At 57.4% G+C, this 21,003-nt stretch carries 22 protein-coding genes; 16 read left to right on the forward strand and 6 right to left on the reverse strand.

Translation table 11 applies throughout. The annotated features are described in order from the left end of the window. Positions 1–38 precede the first annotated feature (38 nt). The 3 genes from Q669_RS07055 to Q669_RS07065 form a co-directional block, all read right to left on the reverse strand. Positions 39–329 (reverse strand): PilZ domain-containing protein, encoded by a 291-nt coding sequence (locus Q669_RS07055; protein ID WP_014421122.1) that lies wholly within the window; start codon positions 327–329, stop codon positions 39–41. 5 nt (positions 330–334) lie between these two features. Continuing rightward, positions 335–1,003, reverse strand: a complete 669-nt coding sequence (locus tag Q669_RS07060; protein ID WP_014421123.1) for a TIGR04211 family SH3 domain-containing protein — start codon at positions 1,001–1,003, stop codon at positions 335–337. 117 nt (positions 1,004–1,120) lie between these two features. Next, on the reverse strand, positions 1,121–1,420 hold the full coding sequence (locus Q669_RS07065; protein ID WP_022991756.1) for a YciI family protein: 300 nt from the start codon (positions 1,418–1,420) through the stop codon (positions 1,121–1,123). A gap of 87 nt (positions 1,421–1,507) precedes the next feature. Between Q669_RS07065 and Q669_RS07070 the strand changes: the two genes are divergently transcribed. After that, the gene (locus Q669_RS07070; protein ID WP_022991757.1) at positions 1,508–2,374 is read left to right on the forward strand and encodes a PHP domain-containing protein; all 867 of its coding nucleotides are present in this window, start codon (positions 1,508–1,510) and stop codon (positions 2,372–2,374) included. Between the two features lie 4 nt (positions 2,375–2,378). On the opposite strand, the gene Q669_RS07075 is transcribed toward Q669_RS07070, so the two are convergent. Beyond that, positions 2,379–2,921 carry a YecA family protein gene (locus Q669_RS07075; protein WP_014421126.1) on the reverse strand — a complete coding sequence of 181 codons (543 nt, stop codon included), beginning with the start codon at positions 2,919–2,921 and terminating at the stop codon, positions 2,379–2,381. Between the two features lie 2 nt (positions 2,922–2,923). Further along, positions 2,924–6,094 carry a ribonuclease E gene (gene rne / locus Q669_RS07080; protein ID WP_036149123.1) on the reverse strand — a complete coding sequence of 1,057 codons (3,171 nt, stop codon included), beginning with the start codon at positions 6,092–6,094 and terminating at the stop codon, positions 2,924–2,926. Between the two features lie 630 nt (positions 6,095–6,724). Between rne and rluC the strand changes: the two genes are divergently transcribed. The 3 genes from rluC to Q669_RS07095 are packed head-to-tail and all read left to right on the forward strand — an operon-like array spanning position 6,725 to position 9,521. Beyond that, positions 6,725–7,792, forward strand: a complete 1,068-nt coding sequence (gene rluC, locus Q669_RS07085) for a 23S rRNA pseudouridine(955/2504/2580) synthase RluC (protein ID WP_036149142.1) — start codon at positions 6,725–6,727, stop codon at positions 7,790–7,792. Continuing rightward, positions 7,792–8,442: an HAD family hydrolase gene (locus Q669_RS07090; protein WP_022991760.1), complete on the forward strand. Its 651-nt coding sequence runs from the start codon at positions 7,792–7,794 to the stop codon at positions 8,440–8,442. The genes rluC and Q669_RS07090 overlap by 1 nt, the downstream gene beginning before the upstream one ends. Positions 8,443–8,471: 29 nt before the next feature. Continuing rightward, positions 8,472–9,521: a S49 family peptidase gene (locus Q669_RS07095; protein WP_022991761.1), complete on the forward strand. Its 1,050-nt coding sequence runs from the start codon at positions 8,472–8,474 to the stop codon at positions 9,519–9,521. A 13-nt stretch (positions 9,522–9,534) separates the two neighbouring features. On the opposite strand, the gene Q669_RS07100 is transcribed toward Q669_RS07095, so the two are convergent. Beyond that, on the reverse strand, positions 9,535–10,128 hold the full coding sequence (locus Q669_RS07100; protein WP_022991762.1) for a Maf family protein: 594 nt from the start codon (positions 10,126–10,128) through the stop codon (positions 9,535–9,537). A 141-nt stretch (positions 10,129–10,269) separates the two neighbouring features. Here Q669_RS07100 and Q669_RS07105 point away from each other — a divergent pair, with 141 nt between their 5' ends. The 12 genes from Q669_RS07105 to putP all read left to right on the forward strand — a co-directional run bounded on the left by Q669_RS07105 (position 10,270) and on the right by putP (position 20,866). Further along, positions 10,270–10,827: a YceD family protein gene (locus Q669_RS07105; protein ID WP_011785346.1), complete on the forward strand. Its 558-nt coding sequence runs from the start codon at positions 10,270–10,272 to the stop codon at positions 10,825–10,827. 30 nt (positions 10,828–10,857) lie between these two features. Beyond that, complete coding sequence (gene rpmF / locus Q669_RS07110) at positions 10,858–11,037, forward strand: 50S ribosomal protein L32 (RefSeq protein WP_011785345.1); 180 nt, start codon at positions 10,858–10,860, stop codon at positions 11,035–11,037. 42 nt (positions 11,038–11,079) lie between these two features. Continuing rightward, positions 11,080–12,084, forward strand: coding sequence for a phosphate acyltransferase PlsX (plsX, locus tag Q669_RS07115; protein ID WP_014421134.1), 1,005 nt, complete (start codon positions 11,080–11,082; stop codon positions 12,082–12,084). A 127-nt stretch (positions 12,085–12,211) separates the two neighbouring features. Continuing rightward, positions 12,212–13,150 carry an ACP S-malonyltransferase gene (gene fabD / locus Q669_RS07120; RefSeq protein WP_031210474.1) on the forward strand — a complete coding sequence of 313 codons (939 nt, stop codon included), beginning with the start codon at positions 12,212–12,214 and terminating at the stop codon, positions 13,148–13,150. 16 nt (positions 13,151–13,166) lie between these two features. Beyond that, the gene (gene fabG, locus Q669_RS07125; RefSeq protein ID WP_011785342.1) at positions 13,167–13,910 is read left to right on the forward strand and encodes a 3-oxoacyl-ACP reductase FabG; all 744 of its coding nucleotides are present in this window, start codon (positions 13,167–13,169) and stop codon (positions 13,908–13,910) included. A gap of 132 nt (positions 13,911–14,042) precedes the next feature. Further along, positions 14,043–14,276 carry an acyl carrier protein gene (gene acpP / locus Q669_RS07130; RefSeq protein ID WP_008938713.1) on the forward strand — a complete coding sequence of 78 codons (234 nt, stop codon included), beginning with the start codon at positions 14,043–14,045 and terminating at the stop codon, positions 14,274–14,276. Positions 14,277–14,401: 125 nt separating this feature from the next. Beyond that, positions 14,402–15,649 (forward strand): beta-ketoacyl-ACP synthase II, encoded by a 1,248-nt coding sequence (fabF, locus tag Q669_RS07135; protein WP_011785341.1) that lies wholly within the window; start codon positions 14,402–14,404, stop codon positions 15,647–15,649. A 6-nt stretch (positions 15,650–15,655) separates the two neighbouring features. After that, the gene (gene pabC, locus Q669_RS07140) at positions 15,656–16,474 is read left to right on the forward strand and encodes an aminodeoxychorismate lyase (RefSeq protein WP_011785340.1); all 819 of its coding nucleotides are present in this window, start codon (positions 15,656–15,658) and stop codon (positions 16,472–16,474) included. Continuing rightward, the gene (gene mltG, locus Q669_RS07145) at positions 16,474–17,544 is read left to right on the forward strand and encodes an endolytic transglycosylase MltG (protein WP_011785339.1); all 1,071 of its coding nucleotides are present in this window, start codon (positions 16,474–16,476) and stop codon (positions 17,542–17,544) included. Before pabC ends, mltG begins: the two co-directional genes overlap by 1 nt. Next, positions 17,541–18,185 (forward strand): dTMP kinase, encoded by a 645-nt coding sequence (tmk, locus tag Q669_RS07150; RefSeq protein WP_011785338.1) that lies wholly within the window; start codon positions 17,541–17,543, stop codon positions 18,183–18,185. The genes mltG and tmk overlap by 4 nt, the downstream gene beginning before the upstream one ends. 98 nt (positions 18,186–18,283) lie before the next feature. Then, positions 18,284–19,063 (forward strand): AraC family transcriptional regulator, encoded by a 780-nt coding sequence (locus Q669_RS07155; protein WP_011785337.1) that lies wholly within the window; start codon positions 18,284–18,286, stop codon positions 19,061–19,063. A 312-nt stretch (positions 19,064–19,375) separates the two neighbouring features. Further along, entirely contained in the window at positions 19,376–20,866 is a 1,491-nt protein-coding gene (gene putP / locus Q669_RS07160) for a sodium/proline symporter PutP (RefSeq protein ID WP_011785336.1), read from the forward strand. The last annotated feature ends 137 nt before the right edge of the window (positions 20,867–21,003 follow it).

A 21,003-nucleotide genomic window follows, 5' to 3' on the forward strand; every position in this document is an offset into this window, starting at 1 on the left:
ATCGTGTTTTTACACAGCCTCCTTTGGGCCGCCGTTTTTTATTGGGTTACTTCTATGATGTTGATCCCGAGCAGATAACCATCACCATCCGGCTCACAACGCACCACCTCGCCGAGCGTCTCCAGGGGCGGGAACTGATCTCCAGCGGACTCCATTCGGGTTCTCAGCTCCTCGCCAATCCTGAACGGTCGTTCCACTGCTACTTGCATACCGGCGGCACTGAGATCCCGGCAGATACCGGTGTGGGTTTCACCATCGTTGCCGATAATCGTGATGGTGCTGTTCACCTGCATACGATGGAAGTCGCGCTTCTCAGAGTAATCTTTCATCACCTTTACGCCCAGTTGTCGGTTTTTCTTGTCGGTTTGAGCATGGGAATGATCAGGGCCAGCAGTACGCCGCCAAACACGAGGCCCGCGCCCAGAAGCATGAAATCAGATTCCTTGCTGGCCTCAAGACGCTCGTTTTCCGCTGTCAGTACTTCCAGATCATTCCGCAGTTTCTGGTTTTCTTCGCGCAATTCACGGTTACGACGCTCAAGATTGATGGAGTCAGCGGCAATATTCTTGATGCGTTGTAGTTCAGTTTGCAGGTCTTCCGCTCGATTGGAAAGATTATTCTCGGCATTCTGCAGAGAATTTCGCTCTTCGGTAACGGCGGCCAGTTGCTGACGAGCTTCAGTCAGCTCAGATTGGGTTTCGTCCAGTTGACGACTGACCCGACGAAGCTGATCAGCTGCGATCGGTTCGTTGCTCAGGTATTGGCTCGCAACCCAGCCTTCCGTCCCTTTCGGCGTGCGTACGCGGGTGTAATTGTCACCGGTTTCCAGCACCTCCAGTGGCGTCCCACTGGGGAGGGCATTTTCGATGATACGGTACTGCGTGCCGGCGCCCGAGCGCACAGGTAGGTAAAGCTGATCATCGACCCAGACGGTGCGCGCCTGCGCAACGGAAACGGAGCTGACAATAAGCACAAGGCTGAAAAGGAGGCGGAGCGGTGTCACGGAGTACGTTCCCTGATAGTGTTATTACTGATGATTTAAACCCGCAATTCTGTCACAAGGTGGCCGCTATTCAAGCACCTCAGCGTTACAATCCGCTCATGCTGGCGGCTGCTGCGTTCAGGGCAGCACCACCTTGTAGGGTTTGACGATTACCTTGTCATACACGCCGGCATCGACGTAGGGATCTGCATCGGCCCAGGCCTGAGCCTTCTCCAGCGATTCAAACTCGGCGATGACCAGGCTGCCACTGAATCCAGCTTCTCCAGGATCGGGCGAATCAATGGCGGGATGGGGGCCGGCTACCAGTAACCGACCTTCGGCCTTGAGCTGTTCCAGCCGGGCCAGGTGGGCAGGCCGGGCTTCTTTGCGCAAGGGCAGGCTGTTGGCAATGTCTTCGCTGATGATGGCGTAATACATGAGTTCTCCGATCTGCGATCAGCTGAGGTTAGGGGCACTGCCTGAAGGCTGCTACACTGGTGCCCGTTTCGTTAATCAGGAATGTTCGTGACTATACCCCAAGACTCCAGAACGTGCATTGATCTGCATTGCCATAGCACGGCATCCGATGGCGCGCTGTCTCCAGAGGCCCTGGTAGCCAGAGCTGTTGAGCAGGGGGTCAGCCATCTGGCATTGACCGATCATGACACCATCGCAGGTCTCGAGGTGGCGAGAAGTGCGGCATCCGGTTCCGGCCTGTCCCTGATTAACGGTGTGGAGCTTTCCTGTGTCTGGCGTAGCCATACCATTCATGTGGTTGGGCTCGATTTTGACGAACGTGATCCTGCGTTTCTCTCAGCACTTGAGCGTCAGAACGAGAACCGCTGGCAGCGGGCTCGGATGATAGCCGACAGGCTAAGCCGCCTGAACGTGGACCAGCTCCTTGAGCGGGCGACGAAAGTGGCCGGAGGGGAGGTGCCAGGGCGCCCGCATTTTGCGGAGGTACTGGTAGAAGACGGTGTCGTACCCAAGGTGGCGCATGCGTTCAAACGGTATCTGGGTACAGGTAAACCCGGGGATGTGAAGGCGTGTTGGCCAGAGTTGTCGGAGGTGGTGCAATGGATTGTGTCGGCCGGCGGAATTGCTGTGCTGGCCCACCCCAGAAAATACCGTCTTACCGCAACCCGTTTAAGGGCGCTGACTGCGGATTTCGGCCGTGCCGGAGGGCAGGGCATTGAAGTGTCAGTATCAGGCCAGTCCAGTGGCGATCTGGGGTTTGTGGCCGAGCTGGCGCGGCGGGAAAAACTCTGGGCCTCGCAGGGCAGTGATTTTCACTTCCCTGGAGCTCCCTGGTGTGAGCTGGGGCGCATAATGAAAATGCCAGAGGGGCTGGAGCCCGTCTGGCATCATTTTCGGCAACCGATTGAAGCCTGAGGCTTCAGTCCGGTGCGTGGAACAGCAGGTAGAGATCGGTCAGAGAGTCCGGGATGGCCTCTGCCATCTTGGCTGACAGCTTCTCGTCATTCCGGACTTTCTGGAAGTCCTCGTCCTCAAACAGGCCGGACAGTGTCAGCATCGGCACCATAAGGTCCGCCACTTCATCCTCATCCGCAGCCTGAAGCCAGGCCTCCTCATGCTCGAGGAAGGTATCGACAAAGCCCGCGCACCAGTTTTCCAGAGCGTTCATCGGGTCGCCGTCTTCTGGCTCCGGAAGCTCCAGTGGCTGGCCCATATCCAGGGCGTGGGCCATATCCCGTGCAAGCTCATTTACACAATGGGTAAAGGTGTCAGGAATGCCGGTATCCGGCAGCTGATCGGTGCCGGTGGCAAGGCGGAAGAGATCTTCCGCCTTCAGGCTGACCGGCCCGATCACGCTGGCACACACCACGCCGTGGAACCCAAAAAAGTCCAGGGCATGATCCCCCCAGGGTTCTGCGAACAGAATGTCTTCCAGCGCTTCGATGTCCGAGTTGCTCAGCATGATCAGTTGCTCCCGGCCTGCTTGGCCTCTTCTGCCTTTTTGGCTTCTTCGGCCGCGCGTTGGCGCTTGCGGACCTCTCTTGGGTCATTATAGGCCCGGCCCGGAGTCACCGGGATACCTTCCGGGGCACTGGCTTCCTGAGCCTCTTCTTTCTGCTCCGCTGGCTTTTCGCTAGCCGGAGCTGGCTTGGCTTTTACGGGCTCTGCAGGCTGCTCCGGTTTGTCAGCGGGTTTTTCGCTGCTGGATCCGGCCTGCTTCTCCGGCGCCGTATCTACTTCAGGCTCGGTTTTAGCGGTCTCGGCTTTCTGTTCCGGCGCCTTGTCGGCTTTATCCTCGGCAGCCTTCTGATCAGAAGCCGCGCCGGTTTCCGGCTCAGACGCCTTCGGTGAGTCAGCCTTGGCTTGCCGGGGTGCCTTGGCCTCTGCCTTGACCGGTTCTTTGTCTTCGGCTTTGGCAGGCTCGGCGCTGGCCTTTTCTGCAGGTTGCTCGGCTTCTGTTGCGGTGACCTGCTCGGTACGCTGAGGCTTGGCTGCCTGTTTCTGCTCGTCTTCTGCCGGCAAGCTCTCCTTGTCACCCTTGTCTTCGGCAGCGCCGGATTTTTCAGCGCTATCCGCAGAGCGAGGCTTGCGCTGGCGGCCGGAGCTGCGGCCTCTGCGGCCGTCAGACTTCTCTTTGCGGCTGCTCTCGTCCTTTGCTTCAGGCTTGTCTTCTGCTGACGGAGCCTCTTTTTGCTCGGCCTGTTCGGTTTTGGTCTCCGGCTTCGCGGCCATTTCCTGTTGTTCAGGCTTGCGGTTCTCTGGCGCAGCCTTGGCTTCAGGCGTTGTTGCGGCCGCTTGCTCGGCTTTATCTACGTGCGGCTCACTGGCTTTAGCGTCCGCAGCAGCAGTCTTGTCAGCCGCTTTTTCCGGCTGGGTATCTTTCTGGTGCTTCTCGCTGCGTTCCGCTTTGCGTGCTGCTGGCGTAGATGCCGGAGTCTCGGCGGGGGAGCCGTCCCGGTTACGTTGCCGGCGCGGTTTGCGTTGCTTGTCGTCACCGCCCTGCTTGTCGTTGGAAGGTCCCTTCTGGGACTCCTGCTGTTCCCGGTTGTCCTGCGGGCCTTTCTGGTCACGCTGGGGACGGTTCCGGTTCTGGCCGCGGCCCTGGGAGTCTTTGCGGTTGTCCCGGCGGTTGTCATTTCCCTTGCTGTCGCCAGAGCGGTCGTCCCGGTTGGAACGGTTCTGGCCACCGCGTTCACCACGATTCTGATCGTCACCACGGCCACCACGATTGCGGCCCCGGTTGTCGTCGCCACGGTTCTGCTGGCTACCCTGGCGGCGATCGTTGCCGCTGCGGTTGCCGCCGGAGCGTTGGTCATCGCGGGCAACGCGGGATTTGCGGCGATCCTGGCGGGCCTGGTTCCGACGCTCTTCACTCCGGTTGCGGTTGGTGTCGCGGCTGGCTTCCTGCTCCGGTTCTTCGCCCCGGAAGAAGCACGCGATCTTCTTGCCCAGTTTGCGGAACAGGCCTTCTTCCTGCTCAGCAGCAGCCGTTGGCGCAGCGGCTGTCGGTGCTGGGGCTGGCGCAGAGGGGCGGATAGCTTTCACGGCGGCCTGTTCGCGCACCGGTTTCTCGGCACTTGCAACTTCTACGGCTGCCTCTTCCTCGCGCTCGCTGTACTGTTGAGCTACCTGATGGCTGGAGACATGCTCTGGAGAGGTTTCGTCCTGACGCAGGCGCAGAATCTCGAAGTGCGGCGTTTCCATGTTGGGCACAGGTGCGACCACAACCGCTACGCCTTGACGGGCTTCAATGTCGGCCAGCTGCTTGCGTTTTTCGTTCAGCAGGAAGGTGGCCACAGAAACCGGCACCATGGCTCGTACTTCTGCGGTCTTCTCCTTGGAGGATTCTTCGTAGATCAGGCGCATGATGCTCAGCGCCAGAGATTCGATACCCCGGATGGTGCCCTGGCCTTCACAGCGTGGGCAAACCTCGCTGCGGGTCTCGCCCAGTGAGGGACGCAGACGCTGGCGTGACATTTCCAGCAGGCCGAAACGCGAGATCTTGCCAACCTGAACGCGGGCCCTGTCGAGTTCCAGCGCTTCACGCATCTTCTGCTCGACTTCCCGCTGGTGTTTGGCTGGCGTCATGTCGATGAAGTCGATAACGATCAGGCCGCCCATATCCCGCAGGCGTAGTTGCCGCGCGATTTCTTCGGCCGCTTCAAGGTTGGTCTGCAGGGCCGTTTCTTCAATATCCTGACCCTTGGTGGCCCGGGATGAGTTGATGTCAATGGACACCAGGGCTTCGGTCGGGTCGATGACAATCGAGCCGCCGGAGGGCAGTTTCACTTCGCGCTGGAACGCCGTTTCGATCTGGCCTTCGATCTGGTAACGACTGAACAGAGGGATTTCGTCCTTGTACAGCTTGATCTTGTTCTCGAAGGTGGGCATGACCGCCCGAACGAAGCTCAACACGTCTTCGTAAACGTTATCGGCATCGATCAGGACTTCGCCGATATCCTGGCGGAGGTAATCGCGCACGGCGCGGATGATGACATTGCTTTCCTGGTGGATCAGGAAAGGCGCTTTGCGCTCGCCAGCCGCCTGGGTAATGGCTTCCCAGAACTGTACCAGGTAGTCGAGGTCCCACTGGAGCTCTTCGGTGGTGCGGCCAATACCGGCAGTACGCACAATAATGCCCATGGACTTCGGCACCTGGACACCGTTCATGGCCTCTTTCAACTGGGCTCGGTCATCGCCTTCAATCCGGCGTGAGATACCGCCTGCACGGGGATTATTCGGCATCAGAACCAGATAACGGCCAGCCAGGGAGATGAAGGTGGTCAGGGCGGCGCCCTTGTTGCCACGCTCTTCCTTGTCGACCTGAACGATCACTTCCTGACCTTCAGAGACAACATCCTTGATGTTGATTTTGCCCTCAATCTGCCCGGGCGATTTCTTGAAATACTCTTTGGAGATTTCCTTCAGGGGCAGGAAGCCGTGGCGCTCTGCGCCAAAGTCAACGAAAGCCGCTTCAAGGCTGGGTTCTACCCGGGTAATGCGGCCCTTGTAGATGTTGGCCTTTTTCTGTTCGCGGGTACTGGATTCGATATCAAGGTCGAACAGCCGTTGGCCGTCAACCAGCGCGACGCGCAACTCTTCGGGATGAGTTGCATTGATCAGCATTCTTTTCATGGAAAGAAAGGGTTCCTGTCGTTTGTTGGTGACAGAAAACCGGGGGGATTCGCATCAGCGAAGCAGGATGTGCGTGCCGCGGGCCCTTTACAGCAGGCAGGCCGGCGGCCAGACGGATCATACCCTTATGGGGTGCAATCCTGGGTGTCTGAGACCACCGCCGACATCCCGCCTGCCGGTGGGCAGGTCGAGGTCGAATAGGGTGAGAGTCTGTTGACGCATAATATCCGTTTCAGGTTCACACAAACCCCTGGGTCTCACGTCGTATTGGTTTGCTGGACGGCCCGGGTTTGCGTGGCAATGATTCTTCGCGATGTCGCCCGACGGTTTTCCAGTCGGTTTTCCTCTCCCGGAGCAGGTAACAGCCTTTCTCGGTCTGGCCTGTGATTCCGGGAGTCTGTTTCCCGCTGCATCCGTTAATGATTGGTTTTGCAGCGTTCAAACTCTTAATCAGTATCGGTATACTGCTGCCGCTCCGGCTTCTGACCAGAGTTCGTCAGGCCGTAGACAAACGGCAGAGCACGCCGGAATATAACAGGTACGGCGTGGCCAGGCAACTCCTCAGTTGCGTCCGTCCCGGTATGCTGGGGCGGCCATACGATGCCGCAATTCATCAACGCAAGGGTTTACATGTCGCGCTCCCCCGATTCCCGTAAGACAAAGGGTCGTCGCCCCCCCAGTGGGAAGGTCCGTGAAGTCGGAAAGGCCGTTGTAAAAACGGGGACTGATCGTGTTCCGGGAAAGGTGGCGACAGAGGTTCAGTGGATTACCGTTGATGAGGATATGGCAGGGCAGCGGGTGGATAATTTCCTGCTTGCACGATTGCGGGGGGTGCCTAAAAGCATTGTCTACCGCATTGTCAGAAAGGGTGAGGTGCGGGTAAACAAAGGGCGTGTAAAGCCTGATACCCGTCTTAATCCGGGGGATGTGGTCAGAATTCCGCCGCTGGTGCAGCAGGCCAGGGCGGAGCAGCCCAGGCCCGGCAGTCGGGTGCAGGGGGTTATGGAGGCTGCGGTCGTTTTCGAGAACGATGAAATGCTGGTGGTGAACAAGCCCTCCGGTATAGCGGTTCATGGTGGAAGCGGACTGAGTTTCGGTTTGATTGAAGTGTTGCGCTCGGCCCGGCCGGAAGCCAGGTTCCTTGAACTGGTTCATCGTCTGGATCGCGATACGTCTGGTCTGGTAATGGTGGCCAAAAAGCGATCCGCGTTACGGTTTTTGCAGGATGAGCTGCGGCAGAAGCGGATTCGCAAGTATTACCACGCTCTGGTGGTCGGCAGTTGGCCGGAAAATGTTGATCGTGTTGCTGAGCCACTGTTGCGTTTTGAGATGCCTAATGGCGAGCGTCGGGTTCGGGTCAGTGAGGAGGGCAAGAGTTCCCTGACTTTGTTTACCTGTTTGCAGCGATTTCAGGGGTATAGTCTTGTTGAGGCATCGCCGGTGACCGGAAGAACTCACCAGATTCGGGTACACAGTGCCTGGGCGGGTCATCCGATTGCCGGGGATGACAAGTATATGGATGATGCGAGCCTGAAAGCTTTCCGGGCCATTGGTGGGCAGCGCTTGATGTTGCACGCCAGGGCTCTTGAGTTTTCGCTTCCGGGTTCGGGCGAGCCCATGTGGCTGGAAGCAGTATACGACGGGCCCTTTTCCGGGGTGCTCGAAGAATTGACCAAGCGAAGCGGGAAGCGGTCTTAATGAAGGTAAAAGTCGTTATTTTTGACTGGGACGGAACGCTGATTGATTCAGTGGACCATATCGCTGACAGCCTGCACCAGGCAGCAACGGAGCTGGGGTATCCAGAGCTGGAGCGAGAGGCCTATCGCGACATTATCGGTCTGGGCATGATTGAGGCGCTGGAGAAGCTGTATCCGGGTCTGAGTCGTGAGGAGATGGTTCGTATTCGTGAAGGTTATGCCGGTTACTTCTTCAAGAAGGTGACCACGCCCCAGAATGTGTTCGACGGCATGGCCGATTTGGTTGCCGATCTCCGGGGGTCCGGGCGCGGGTGTTCGGTGGCGACTGGCAAGAGTCGGCGGGGTCTTGAATTGGCGTTGACCTCCAGTGGTCTGGGGTCGCATTTTGATATCACGCGCTGTGCGGATGAAACCCGGTCCAAGCCGCATCCGTTGATGCTGGAGGAAATCCTGGCGTTCTACGGCTATGAACCGGAAGAGGCTGTGATGATTGGCGATACCCGTTACGATCTGGAGATGGCTCAGCGTATTGGCATGCCCTCCATCGGTGTGGAGTGGGGGGTGCATAAGCGTGATGTGCTTGAGACCTATGATCCTCATGCAGTGGTGAATTCAGTGGCGGACCTCCGGAAGGTGTTGGGTCTGCGCTAACAGCAGGACGTTGCAAGTAAGGAAGACGAATGAGCGAGTGGGATTCGGATAAGCAGTCGGAGTGGGGCGACAAGCCCGTTGAGTCAGAAGCCCGGGGCGCCCGAGGTGGCTTGTTTGGCAGCAGGAAGCCGTCGATGCCGCCGGAGACGGGGCGTGATTGGCGTCTGATTGAAAAGCTGGTGATGTCCTTGCAGGCAGAGCAGCGACGCAGTCGTCGTTGGGGTATTTTCTTCAAGCTACTCACGTTCGGATATCTGTTTGCGCTGCTGTTCATGATTCGTGCGCCCTTCGGAGAAGGCGTCGGGGCCACAGTGGGAAGCCATACCGCGCTGGTAGAGGTGAGTGGCCCGATTGCTGCTGATGAGCTGGCCAGTGCAGATAACCTGGTCGGGGCATTGCGTGCCGCGTTTGAGGCCGAGAGCTCGAAGGCGGTTGTGCTGCGGATTAACAGTCCGGGCGGCAGTCCGGTGCAGTCCGGCTATGTCTATGACGAGATCAAGCGGTTGAGGGAGGAGTATCCCGACAAGAAGATCTACGCGGTGATTTCTGATATTGGTGCATCGGGCGCTTATTACATTGCCGCAGCAGCCGATGAGATATACGCCAACCGGGCCAGTCTGGTCGGATCGATTGGTGTAGTGGCCGGTGGTTTTGGCTTCACTGAGGCGATGGAAAAGATTGGCGTGGATCGTCGTCTCTATACCGCAGGTGACAACAAGGCTTTCCTGGACCCGTTCTCGCCGGAGCAGGAGGAAGAGGTTGCGTTCTGGCAGAGTGTGCTTGAAAACACCCACAAGCAGTTCATCGAAGCGGTCAGGCAGGGACGTGGCGATCGCCTGGCGGATGACCCCAGGCTGTTCAGTGGCCTGGTCTGGAGTGGTGAGCAGGCGGTTGAGCTGGGGCTTGTAGATGGTCTGGGCAGTTCATCCTGGGTCGCGCGCCAGTTGGTGGGCGAAGAGGAGCTTGTCGATTACAGTCGCAGCCGTTCTCCTTTTCAGGAGTTTGTGGATCAGCTGGGGGTGGCCGTTGGTGAAGGTGTCGCAACCCGGTTGATGGAGTCACGACTGGAGCTCCGATAAGTTGCCTCGGGCATCAGTCCAGCAATGGATTGATGCCCAGCTCTCTCAGTATACGGGTGAGCGCAATCAGCGGTAGGCCGATCAGGCTGTTGGGATCGTCGCCCTGAAGGCGGCTGAAAAGGGCGATGCCAAGACCTTCCATCTTGAAGCTGCCCGCGCAGTCGTAAGGCTGCTCTTTCTGCAGGTAGCCTTCAATTTCCTCTTCCTGTAAGTCCCTGAAGTGCACCTCAAACGGTTCGCAGTGAGTTTGAAGGTTGCCGCTTCGGGTATCCAGAACTACCAGACCGGTGAGAAAGCGCACCCGGTTGCCACTGCTTCGCATCAATTGCTGTTTTGCTGTGTCGTAGCGGCCGGGTTTGCTCAGGAGGCTGCCATCCGGTAATGCCGCCACCTGGTCGGAGCCGATGATGATATGGTCCTGAAAGCGCGGGGCGAGAGCTTTTGCTTTGCTTTCTGCAAGTCGGACGGCCAGGGCTTCGGCTGCTTCTCCTGGAATGGGTGTTTCGTCGATGTCGGGGCTGGCAGTGTCGAACGCAAGGTTGAGCCGGGCCAGCAATTGCTTTCGGTAGGGTGAGGAAGAGGCCAGTAGCAGCTTGGGAGGAAGCATAGGGTTTCAGGTCCGGTCGGTTGGATATGGGAGTTCTTTCGGGCTGATATCGTAAAATACCCCTATTCCGGGCGAAAGGCCCGGTAGAAAGTCGATTAAGTCTTTGACAGAGGCGGGTCTCGCCCCTAAAATTGCGCGCCTATGTCCAAAGCGCCGATCGTCGAACTGCCCAGATCTGTCGACCCAAACAAGTTGGCAGAGCAGAACACAACGCTTGAAGGGGTGATTCCTTTCAGGGGGCTTTCTCGTTTTCGTGAAGCTGTGCCGGGACTGCCAGAAGATGGTGAGTGCAGCGTAAAGCTGTCTTTCTATCGGGATGGGGAGCGTCGCCGGATAGTGTCGGGTGAGTTGTCTGCGCCGGTCATTCTGGAATGCCAGCGCTGCATGGGTGACATGCAGGTGACTCTGGAATCCCGTTTTGATCTCGGTCTGGTCATCAGTGATGAGCAGGCGCAGCGGTTGCCGAAAGCGTTGGAGCCATTTCTGGTAGAAGATTTCAACGCCGATCTCTGGGCAATGGTGGAAGACGAGTTGCTTCTGGTGCTGCCGCCATTTCCGCTCCACGAGCGGGAGGAGTGTCCGGCAAAAGAAGATCTTGAAGCGCTCGAAGAGCCCGAGGCTGCCGAAGAGCCCGAGACAGAGCAAAGAAAAGAGAACCCGTTCAGTGTTCTGGCGGGACTTAAGACGACAAAGCATTAACGTATTCGAAAATAGGTCAGGAGCATAACCATGGCTGTACAGCAAAATCGCAAAACTCGTTCAAAGCGTGGCATGCGCCGTTCACACGACGCACTGAGTGCTGCTGCTCTGTCTACCGACGCAACAACTGGTGAAGTTCATCGTCGCCATCACGTGTCTCCAGACGGTTTCTACCGTGGCAAGCAGGTGGTTGAGGCTCGCGACGAGTAATTCGTCGGGAATTTCTTCTGACCTGTGCCGCATGGACGAGTGGTGAACACGCCGGTCACCATTGCCATTGATGCTATGAGCGGTGATCGCGGTGCCGCGGTTGTCGTCCATGCTGCGCTGGAAGCAGTGCGTGAAAACGAAGCCTTGAGTCTTGTTCTGGTGGGAATCCGGAGCGAGCTCGAGGCTTTGTTGCATGAGGGGCATGCCCGTATTCGCATTGTTGAGGCTGCCGACGTCGTTCGTATGAACGAGCGGCCTTCCCATGCCCTCCGCCACAAGAAAAACTCCTCTATGGCCATTGCGCTCAGTCTCGTGCGGGACGGAGAAGCGCAGGGCTGTGTCAGTGCCGGAAATACCGGTGCGCTGATGGCATTCGGTCGCTCGATCATTCGGATGTATCCCGGGATTGAACGTCCTGCCATCGCAAAGCTGATCCCCTCTCTGCGTGGCCGTTGCCATGTCCTGGATCTTGGTGCCAACGTCGATTCCACAGCGGAGAATCTCTACCAGTACGCCCTGATGGGGTCCCTGATGGCATCCGCTATCTGCCGCCAGTCCGAGCCACGGGTGGCACTGCTGAATGTCGGTGAGGAAGAAATCAAGGGTAATGAACAGGTCCGGCTCGCATCACACATGCTGGCCCAGTGCGACACCATCAACTACATCGGTTATGTCGAGGGAAGTGACCTTTTTCGCGATGTCGCCGATGTTGTAGTGTGTGATGGTTTCGTGGGCAATATAGCCCTCAAGACCGGAGAGGGGGTTGCCGGCCTGTTGATCGAATTGCTGGAGCAGGCATTCACACGCTCCATGTACGGTCGTTTTGTGGGCTTGCTGGCCAGGCCGATTATCGGGCGACTTCTGCAATTGATGGACCCTTCCAGGCACAATGGCGCCAGTCTGCTCGGGTTGCAGGGTGTGGTCATCAAGAGTCACGGCAACGCCAATGAGCGGGCGATGCTGGCGGCGATCCGGCAGGCCGTTCGTGAGGTTCAGCTGGAAGTGCCACGAAGGATCAACGAAAGACTCGATGATCTGATGTTATGATCCCTCCTCGTTACCGGGAGCGCGACTAAAGTCGTCCCGCATCCCGGCTCTTATTCGCGGATAATTGGCCCTGATTGTACTATTGGCTAATCTTCAGTAACCCTTCAATGACGATAAGATTCCGCTTATGAAATCAGCGTTTGTTTTTCCCGGACAAGGCTCCCAGTCACTCGGCATGTTATCTGCTGCCGCTGAAGCGTGGCCGATGATCACCGAAACGTTTGACGAGGCGTCCAACGTTCTTGGCTATGACCTGTGGCATCTTTGTCAGCATGGCCCCGCCGAAGAGCTCAATAAAACCATGGTTACTCAGCCTGCTCTGCTGACCGCAAGTGTTGCGCTGTGGCGGCAGTGGTGTGTATCTGACGGCCCCCGGCCGGATTTTGTTGCTGGCCACAGTCTGGGTGAATACAGCGCCCTGGTGGCGGCGGAAAGTCTGGATTTTATTGAAGCTGTAAAGCTGGTTCAGCTGCGCGGTGAACTGATGCAGGATGCCGTGCCTGAAGGGCAGGGGCGTATGGCGGCCATTCTGGGTCTTGAGGACTCGGATGTGGTGTCGGCGTGTGAGGAGTCTGCTGAAGGTGATGTGGTTGCCGCAGTGAATTTTAACGCGCCGGGCCAGGTGGTTATTGCCGGTAGCGCAGCGGCCGTTGAAAGGGCCATTGAAGCCTGCAAAGCCAAAGGTGCCCGCAAGGCCATGCCGTTGCCGGTTTCGGTTCCCTCCCACTGTGCGCTCATGAAGGGGGCGGCGGAACAGTTGGCTGAAGCCCTTGAGGATATTCGGTTTAACGATGCTGTCATTCCCGTTGTCCAGAATGTCGATGCTGAGCCGGCAAGGGATGCAGAGGTGCTGAAAGCTAATCTGCTCAAGCAGCTATACTCACCGGTGCTGTGGACAAACTCGGTACAGCGGCTGTCTACCGAAGGGGTGGGTGTGGCTGTTGAGTGTGGCGCCGGCAAGGTACTGGCCGGTTTGATCAAACGTATCGATCGTTCTCTGCCGGTTCACGGCATCGAGAGTCCTGATTCTCTGGCTGAAGCCCTTAAGGCCTTTGGTCAGTCCTGATTACACGGAGTGAATTATGTCTTTGGAAGGCAAAGTTGCATTGGTAACCGGCGCCAGTCGAGGCATTGGCAAAGCCATTGCTCATGAACTTGCCCGGCAGGGAGCCGAAGTGGTGGGTACCGCGACCAGTGCCGAGGGGGCCCAGGCCATTACCGATGGCCTGAAAGAAGCGGGTTTCAGTGGCTATGGCATTGTTATGAATGTGGCAGAGCCCGAGAGCATCGAGGCTGGCCTCAAGCAGCTTGCCGAGCAATCAGGTGCGCCCCTGATTCTGGTCAATAATGCCGGCATCACCCGTGATAACCTTCTGATGCGCTTGAAAGACGATGACTGGTCTGAGGTTCTGGAAACCAACCTGTCCAGCGTCTATCGCACCAGCAAGGCGGTATTGCGTGGTATGGCGAAAGCCCGTTGGGGCAGAATCATCAATATCAGCTCAGTGGTTGCTGGTATGGGAAATCCCGGGCAGGGCAATTACTGTGCGGCGAAGGCCGGTGTTGAGGGTTTTACCCGTAGCCTGGCCAAGGAAATGTCTAACCGCGGTATCACGGCGAACTGCGTGGCACCTGGTTTTATTGACACAGACATGACCAAAAAACTGGACGATAAGCAGCGTGAGGCTATGCTGGAAATCATACCGGCTGGTCGCCTGGGGTCGCCGGAGGAGGTTGCCGCTGTGGTGGCTTTCCTGGCATCGGACGGCGCCGCTTACGTAACCGGAGAAACCATTCATGTGAATGGCGGCATGTACATGGGTTAAGTCCGTTCCGGGCTGGTGTGCAACCCCTTGTCGCACAACATGTTTGACAGAATCCCTGCTTGTTTGCAGGTGGGGTTTAAACTAAACTGGCAGCCATAGAGTTGCTTGGTTGACACATAAAGTGAGGACATTATGAGTACAGTTGAAGAGCGCGTTAAGAAGATTGTTTGTGAGCAGTTGGGCGTGAAAGAGTCCGAAGTTCAGAACACATCTTCTTTTGTAGAGGATCTTGGCGCTGACTCACTGGACACTGTTGAGCTGGTTATGGCCCTGGAAGAGGAATTCGAGACCGAGATTCCTGACGAAGAGGCCGAAAAGCTGGGCACCGTTCAGGACGCGATCGACTACATTGTCGCGCACACCTGATACCCTGCGAATCAGATAGCCAGGCAAAAGCCGTCCTTTGGGCTTATTGAAGGACGGCTTTTTTATTGGTCGGACATTGGCCAGCAGTGAACCATCAGAGACGGAACAATCGGGTGATTGGGGATATGAGCAAGCGACGGGTTGTCATCACGGGAATGGGTATGCTTTCTCCGGTGGGGAATGATGTGACGTCTTCCTGGGAAGCCATTCGTGCCGGACGCAGTGGCATCGGACTGATTGACCGCTTTGACGCGTCCGAGTACACCACTCGCATTGGCGGTGCCGTCAAGGATCTTGATATCGAGCCCTGGTTGTCCAGCAAGGAAGCGCGAAAGCTGGATGCCTTTATTCACTATGGCCTGATTGCAGCGCAGCAGGCGGTAGATGACAGCGGCCTTGAGCAATACAGCAAGCTCGACAAGGAGCGGGTAGGGATTGCCATAGGTTCAGGTATCGGTGGCCTGGAATACATCGAAAAGAACGTTCTTCAGATGGATAAGGCCGGCCCGCGCAAGGTTTCGCCGTTTTTTGTGCCGGCATCCGTCATCAATATGATTTCCGGTAATGCGGCGATCCGTTTCGGCTACAAGGGGCCGAATATTGCGATCGTGACCGCCTGTACCACTGGAACACACAATATCGGCTATGCCGCCAGAACCATCGCCTACGGCGATGCCGATGTCATGCTGGCCGGCGGCTCTGAAATGGCGACCACACGCAGCGGCGTGGCGGCATTTTCCTCCGCCCGGGCCCTGTCGACCCGCAATGATGAGCCGGAAAAGGCCAGTCGCCCCTGGGATCGTGACCGTGACGGCTTTGTACTCAGTGATGGCGCCGGCGTTGTGGTTCTGGAAGAGCTGGAACACGCCAGGGCGCGAGGAGCAACCATTTACGGCGAAGTCATCGGCTTTGGTATGAGCGATGACGCCCATCACATCACGGCCCCCCCGGCCGATGGCGAGGGTGCGGCGCGCTCCATGCGAAATGCCATCCGCGATGCCGGCATCAGCCCGGATCTGGTCGGATACATCAATGCCCATGGAACCTCCACTCAGGTTGGCGATGTGGCTGAGGTGGCTGCAGTCAAATCGGTGTTTGGCAGCCATGCGGAAAAACTGGCCATGAGCAGCACCAAATCCATGACCGGACACCTGCTGGGCGCCGCGGGTGCCGTTGAGGCTATATTCTCGGTATTGGCAGTCCGGGACGGGGTGTTGCCGCCCACCATCAACCTTGATCATCCGGATGAAGGTTGTGATCTGGACTTTGTGGCGCACAAATCCAGAGATGCCGATGTGAAGGTCGCGTTGTCGAATTCGTTCGGCTTTGGCGGCACCAACGGGACCCTGATCGTCAGCCGCTACGAGGGTTGAGCCCGGGTGTTGAAGCTCTACTGGGCAGACGACGACTGCCTGCTCCCTGGTGACCGGGGGCTGGCATATGGAGATGGCCTGTTCGAAACCATCAGGGTGAACGGGGATTCCGCGCCTTTGCTGGTCTATCACCTTGACCGGTTGATGCGGGATGCCGGGCGCCTGGGTATTCGGCTGAGTCGGCCCGAACTGGAGTCAGCGGTTGCCCATGCAATGAAGCGCTATGGCGCCATTCATGGCATCAGCCACTGGGTGCTCAAGCTGGTGGTAACCCGTGGCAGCGGTGGCCGCGGATATCGGCCGGCAGCTGATGTCAGCCCCCATCTGTATCTGTTCCATTCTGTTCTTCCTCCGCTACCGCCCGAAACCGGGGTTATGGTGGACTTCTCCCGGGTACCGTTGACGGTCAATCCACTCCTGTCTGGCATCAAGAGCCTCAATCGGCTGGAGCAGGTAATGGCGGCCCGTGAAATGAAGGATCCAACGTTTGAATTGCTGATGACCAACGCGGCAGGGCATGTAGTTGAAGGTACCAGAACCAATTTATTCCTGCATGGCCCTGATGGTTGGAGAACACCTCCGGCGGCCTCGTTGGCGGTTTCCGGTGTGATGCGCCGAAAGGTGATCGAATGCCTGCTCGCGGCGGGTGAGCCGTTCCGGGAATGTGAACTGCAGGTGGAGGACCTGCTGGGCCGCGAATGCCAGGGTCTGTACCTGACCAACAGCGTGCTTGGAGTTGTTCCGGTTCGCAATCTGGCGGGCCTTGATTTGCCTGTGGGCAACCGGCTTGCGACAATTTGCGATCCTCATAAGCGACCGGATTGATGCGCGTGTTCAAAAAGCTACTCGTAGGTATTGTTGCTCTTGCTGTTCTGGCGGTTACCGGCAGTGGTCTCTGGCTCTGGCAGGGTTTGAAAACACTTGAGACCCCGGTTGTCCTTGACGAGCCCACTCTGTTTTCTGTCGAGCCCGGTACGGCGTTTGGTCGCGTTGCGCGGGAGCTGGCTGCGAAAGGATTTGTGGATGATCCGCTCTGGCTGCGGATTCACGGGCGCCTGAACCCGGAGCAGACTCTGATCAAGGCTGGGGACTACGAGTTCACCTCTGGTATGACCCCGGTCGACATGATCAACCAGATGGTAGAAGGTAAGGTCAAGCTCTGGTCCGTGCAGTTTATCGAGGGCTGGACCTTTGCCGAGATGCGGGCAGCGCTGGCGCGCACCGACAGGCTCACCAGGCAGACCACCGATTGGACGGATGAGGAGATCATGGCGGCTCTGGGAGCCGAAGGGCAGCATCCCGAGGGCTGGTTTTTCCCGGATACCTACCTGTTTCACGGTGGTGAAACCGATCTCGATATTCTCAAAAGGGCCTACAACATCATGACCGAGGTCCTTGAGGAGGAATGGCAGAACCGTGAGGAAGGGCTTCCGTACGACAACGCCTATGAGGCACTGATCATGGCGTCGATTGTGGAGCGTGAAACCGGAGTGGCCGGCGAGCGACAACAGGTGGCGGGTGTGTTCGTCCGGCGCCTGAAGAAGGGTATGCGCCTGCAGACGGACCCAACGGTTATTTACGGTATGGGTGACAAATATCGGGGCCGGATTGGTCGCAGTGATCTTCGTACCTGGACACCCTATAACACGTATCGCATTGATGGCCTGCCGCCAACGCCTATTGCGTTACCGGGACGAGAATCCATTCATGCCGCGTTGCATCCGGATGACGGCGATGCCCTGTACTTTGTCGCCCGGGGGGATGGCAGTCACAAGTTTTCCCGTACGCTTGCCGAGCACCAGAAAGCCGTGCGTGAGTTCCAGCTGAACCGCCGGGAAGATTACCGTTCATTCCCGGCCCCGGATTCAGAAACCAGCAGTAACGGAGAGCAATGATTTTGGCCAGAGGGCGATTCATTACATTCGAGGGTACCGAAGGGGTTGGCAAGTCAACACAGCTGGATAACGCTGCGAAAACCCTGGAACGGCTTGGTATTGATTACATTGTGACCCGTGAGCCAGGTGGCACCCCTATGGCAGAAAGCATCCGTGAGCTGTTGCTGGCCCCCAGAGAGGAGTCAGTACACGAAACCACCGAGCTGCTGCTGATGTTTGCCGCCAGGGCTCAGCACCTCCATAACAGAATCCTCCCGGCACTTTCCGCCGGTAAGTGGGTTCTCTGTGACCGGTTTACCGATGCCACCTTCGCCTATCAGGGAGGTGGCCGTGGCGTCTCCAGAGAACGGATTGCGTTGCTTGAGGCTCTGGTTCAGGGTGAGATGCGTCCGGACCACGTTATCCTGCTGGATGCACCTGTGGAAACCGGTATGGCTCGTGCTCGAAAGCGCGGTGAGCTTGACCGGTTTGAGCGGGAGGCGCAGGCATTTTTTCAGCGGATACGGGAAACCTATCTGGAGCGCGCGACGGAAATGCCCGGGCGCTACCATGTGGTAAACGCCGCCTTACCCCTCGAGCAGGTATCCGAGAGTGTATCAGCCCTCCTGACCGCACTGGCAAAACTGCCGGTTTCTGACTGACAGCAGACAGAACGCTGGCGAATCCCGGTGTTTTCGTGCACTTTTTGTAATGTTCTGCTTTAATTGAGGAACATTCTCGATAACGGCTTTCAGTAGTAATGCTCAACGCGAAACTTTTGAAGCTACCCACGGCTGCCCAACAGCATCACCATGAACACCACCAGATCGTGGTCGGTGTGCGCGGGCAGGCGGAGCTGAGCATTGATGGATCCGGTGCCTGCCTCGACACCTGGAAAGCCTGTCTGGTACCTACAGAGGCGCGCCACGATTATTGTGGTGATCAGCAAAACCACGTGCTGGTCATCAATGTTGATCCCTTCTGCGCAGCACTGTCGACACCACTGCACTCGGACTACGACAAGTTGATGCGGCTGTTTGAGAAGCCGCGTACGGTACAGATGGATAACCGTATTCAGGGGTTGGTCCAGTTTGCCGCCGGTGAATTCGACCGTTCACCGGATAACCGGGCGCTGCATCAGCACCTCGCCGCCAGTATTCTTCATTGCATGGCTGAGCGCATCGTCGACCGGCCCCCCGTTTCCAGTAACAGAAACAGTCTCAATCCCGAGGACATCCGCCGCTATATCGTCGGCAATCTTCACCGCAAGATAACCGTTCAGGATCTGGCCGGTGTCGCATGCCTGAGTGTGAGCCGGTTTCATGAGATTTTCCGGCAGGTTACCGGGACAACGCCGCATCAGTTTCTGCTGCAAACCCGGCTCGATCAGGCGGTTGGACTACTCTCCTCGACCTCGCTTTCGGTTTCTGAAATCAGCTACCGCACCGGCTTTTCATCGCAAAGTGCGCTGACCAACGCGCTCAGAAAACACCGGGGTATTACACCCTCGAGGCTACAGCTTAATGAACATGTGGCCTGATTCAGGCACGGATTCGTAGGTTTTGACGTCAGTCCCGTAGGATTCTGCAAAATAATCGTAGGATTTTGTAAGCCTCGAATCCGTAGTAATACTAATTTATATCGCCCGAGGACCGAGGCTCCGGAGCTGAGCTGGCTGGTCGCAAAGATCTGGCGATCAGCTATATTCAATGAGGAATCCCGGCAAGTTGATTCTTGCTACAGGTCTGACGAATCCGAGACATACAAAAAAACGGCACACAGTGCCGATCTTTGATCTGGTGTTGTGCCAATCGAGCGGATCTTATCCGACTCATAAAACCGGAGGAGCCATATGGCTATTGGAGTTTGGATCAGTCTATTTGCGTATTTCGCCCTGATGATCGTAATTGGCCTCTGGGCCATGCGCACATCATCAGCCACTGCTGAGGATTACATGCTGGGGGGCCGTGCCCTCAGTCCTAAAGTTGCGGCGTTGTCAGCCGGCGCATCAGATATGAGTGGGTGGTTGCTGCTGGGTTTGCCCGGCGCCCTCTATGTTACCGGTCTGGCCTCGGCCTGGATTGGTATCGGTCTGTTTGTTGGTGCTTTCATTAACTGGGTTGTGGTTGCACCCCGGCTGCGGGAGCAGACCGTGCATTATGGCAATGCACTCACCATCCCGGCGTTTCTGGCCAACCGTTTCCCAACCAAGGCTCTGCCGCTGCGCACAGTATCCGCCATCGTTATCGTGCTGTTCTTCGCGGTTTATACCGCCTCTGGCCTGGTTGCCGGCGGCAAGCTGTTTGAAAGCGCCTTCGCTGGTATCTTTAACTTCGGTGGCATGAGCGACTACGCCGCCGGTATTGTGATCACCCTGGGTGTGGTGCTGGCGTACACCGTTGTTGGCGGCTTCCTCGCGGTGAGCATGACGGACTTCGTGCAGGGCTGCATCATGATGCTCGCTCTGGTCATCATGCCTGCAGTAGTGCTGTTCGGCGAAGGCGGTGGTGGTTTCGCCCAGGCTTCCGAGACCTTGAACAGTGTGGATCCAACGCTCCTGTCGTGGACGGAAGGGCTCACGGTGATTGGCTGGTTGTCGGCGGTTACCTGGGGGCTCGGCTATTTCGGCCAGCCGCACATCATCGTACGTTTCATGGCTATCCGTACCGTGGGTGAGGTAGGGACTGCCCGTAATATCGGTATGTCCTGGATGGGCATCTCCCTGATTGGCGCGATCGCGCTGGGTGTGTTTGGCCGTGCCTACGCTGTACGTAATGGCCTGGACGTTGCTGATCCGGAAACCATTTTCATTGTTCTGTCAGATCTGTTGTTCCACCCGCTGATTACCGGTTTCCTGTACGCCGCTCTGCTGGCGGCAGTCATGAGTACCATCTCCAGTCAGTTGCTGGTTTCCTCCGCCTCGCTGACCGAAGACTTCTACCGTCTGTTCCTGCGCAAGGAAGCCACGGATAAAGAGTGTGTCAATGTTGGCCGGGCCTGTGTTGTGGCGGTTGGCCTGGTGGCAGCCTTTATCGCGTCTGATCCGGATTCCCAGGTTCTGGGGCTGGTCAGTAACGCCTGGGCGGGCTTCGGTGCTGCCTTTGGTCCGCTGATCATTCTGGCTCTGACCTGGCCGCGTACCAACGGTGCAGGCGCACTGGCTGGCCTGATTGTGGGTGCAGCCACCGTGATGATCTGGATCTCTCTGGGCTGGAACGGTGAGTTCATGGGTGGCCCCGGTGTGTACGAGATTATTCCGGGCTTCATTGCAGCGTTTGTCGCTATCGTTGTGGTGACTCTAGCCACTTCTGATGCCGGTGAGTACCAGCACATCGAACGGTGATAATTCACCTGCACTGAATAAGGGGCTCCTTCGGGAGCCCTTTTTTTGTCCTTGAATAATGGAGTGTCGCTGGTCATGGGTTTGTGTGTCAGGACCAAAAAAAACGCCAGCCCGAAGGCTGGCGTTTTCAGATCAGA

This window comes from Marinobacter sp. C1S70 (assembly GCF_000475355.1).
In the GTDB taxonomy this organism is placed as follows: domain Bacteria; phylum Pseudomonadota; class Gammaproteobacteria; order Pseudomonadales; family Oleiphilaceae; genus Marinobacter; species Marinobacter nauticus.

What these genes read in the sequence shown, in the direction of transcription:
- acpP (WP_008938713.1), top strand. Translation starts at nt 14,043, where the DNA reads ATGAGTACAGTTGAAGAGCGCGTTAAGAAGATTGTTTGTGAGCAGTTG.
- rpmF (WP_011785345.1), top strand. Translation starts at nt 10,858, where the DNA reads ATGGCTGTACAGCAAAATCGCAAAACTCGTTCAAAGCGTGGCATGCGC.
- rluC (WP_036149142.1), top strand. Translation starts at nt 6,725, where the DNA reads ATGTCGCGCTCCCCCGATTCCCGTAAGACAAAGGGTCGTCGCCCCCCC.
- fabD (WP_031210474.1), top strand. Translation starts at nt 12,212, where the DNA reads ATGAAATCAGCGTTTGTTTTTCCCGGACAAGGCTCCCAGTCACTCGGC.
- Q669_RS07095 (WP_022991761.1), top strand. Translation starts at nt 8,472, where the DNA reads ATGAGCGAGTGGGATTCGGATAAGCAGTCGGAGTGGGGCGACAAGCCC.
- Q669_RS07155 (WP_011785337.1), top strand. Translation starts at nt 18,284, where the DNA reads ATGCTCAACGCGAAACTTTTGAAGCTACCCACGGCTGCCCAACAGCAT.
- mltG (WP_011785339.1), top strand. Translation starts at nt 16,474, where the DNA reads ATGCGCGTGTTCAAAAAGCTACTCGTAGGTATTGTTGCTCTTGCTGTT.
- rne (WP_036149123.1), bottom strand. Translation starts at nt 6,094, where the DNA reads ATGAAAAGAATGCTGATCAATGCAACTCATCCCGAAGAGTTGCGCGTC.
- putP (WP_011785336.1), top strand. Translation starts at nt 19,376, where the DNA reads ATGGCTATTGGAGTTTGGATCAGTCTATTTGCGTATTTCGCCCTGATG.
- Q669_RS07100 (WP_022991762.1), bottom strand. Translation starts at nt 10,128, where the DNA reads ATGCTTCCTCCCAAGCTGCTACTGGCCTCTTCCTCACCCTACCGAAAG.
- Q669_RS07090 (WP_022991760.1), top strand. Translation starts at nt 7,792, where the DNA reads ATGAAGGTAAAAGTCGTTATTTTTGACTGGGACGGAACGCTGATTGAT.
- tmk (WP_011785338.1), top strand. Translation starts at nt 17,541, where the DNA reads ATGATTTTGGCCAGAGGGCGATTCATTACATTCGAGGGTACCGAAGGG.
- Q669_RS07055 (WP_014421122.1), bottom strand. Translation starts at nt 329, where the DNA reads ATGAAAGATTACTCTGAGAAGCGCGACTTCCATCGTATGCAGGTGAAC.
- Q669_RS07065 (WP_022991756.1), bottom strand. Translation starts at nt 1,420, where the DNA reads ATGTATTACGCCATCATCAGCGAAGACATTGCCAACAGCCTGCCCTTG.
- Q669_RS07105 (WP_011785346.1), top strand. Translation starts at nt 10,270, where the DNA reads ATGTCCAAAGCGCCGATCGTCGAACTGCCCAGATCTGTCGACCCAAAC.
- Q669_RS07075 (WP_014421126.1), bottom strand. Translation starts at nt 2,921, where the DNA reads ATGCTGAGCAACTCGGACATCGAAGCGCTGGAAGACATTCTGTTCGCA.
- fabG (WP_011785342.1), top strand. Translation starts at nt 13,167, where the DNA reads ATGTCTTTGGAAGGCAAAGTTGCATTGGTAACCGGCGCCAGTCGAGGC.
- fabF (WP_011785341.1), top strand. Translation starts at nt 14,402, where the DNA reads ATGAGCAAGCGACGGGTTGTCATCACGGGAATGGGTATGCTTTCTCCG.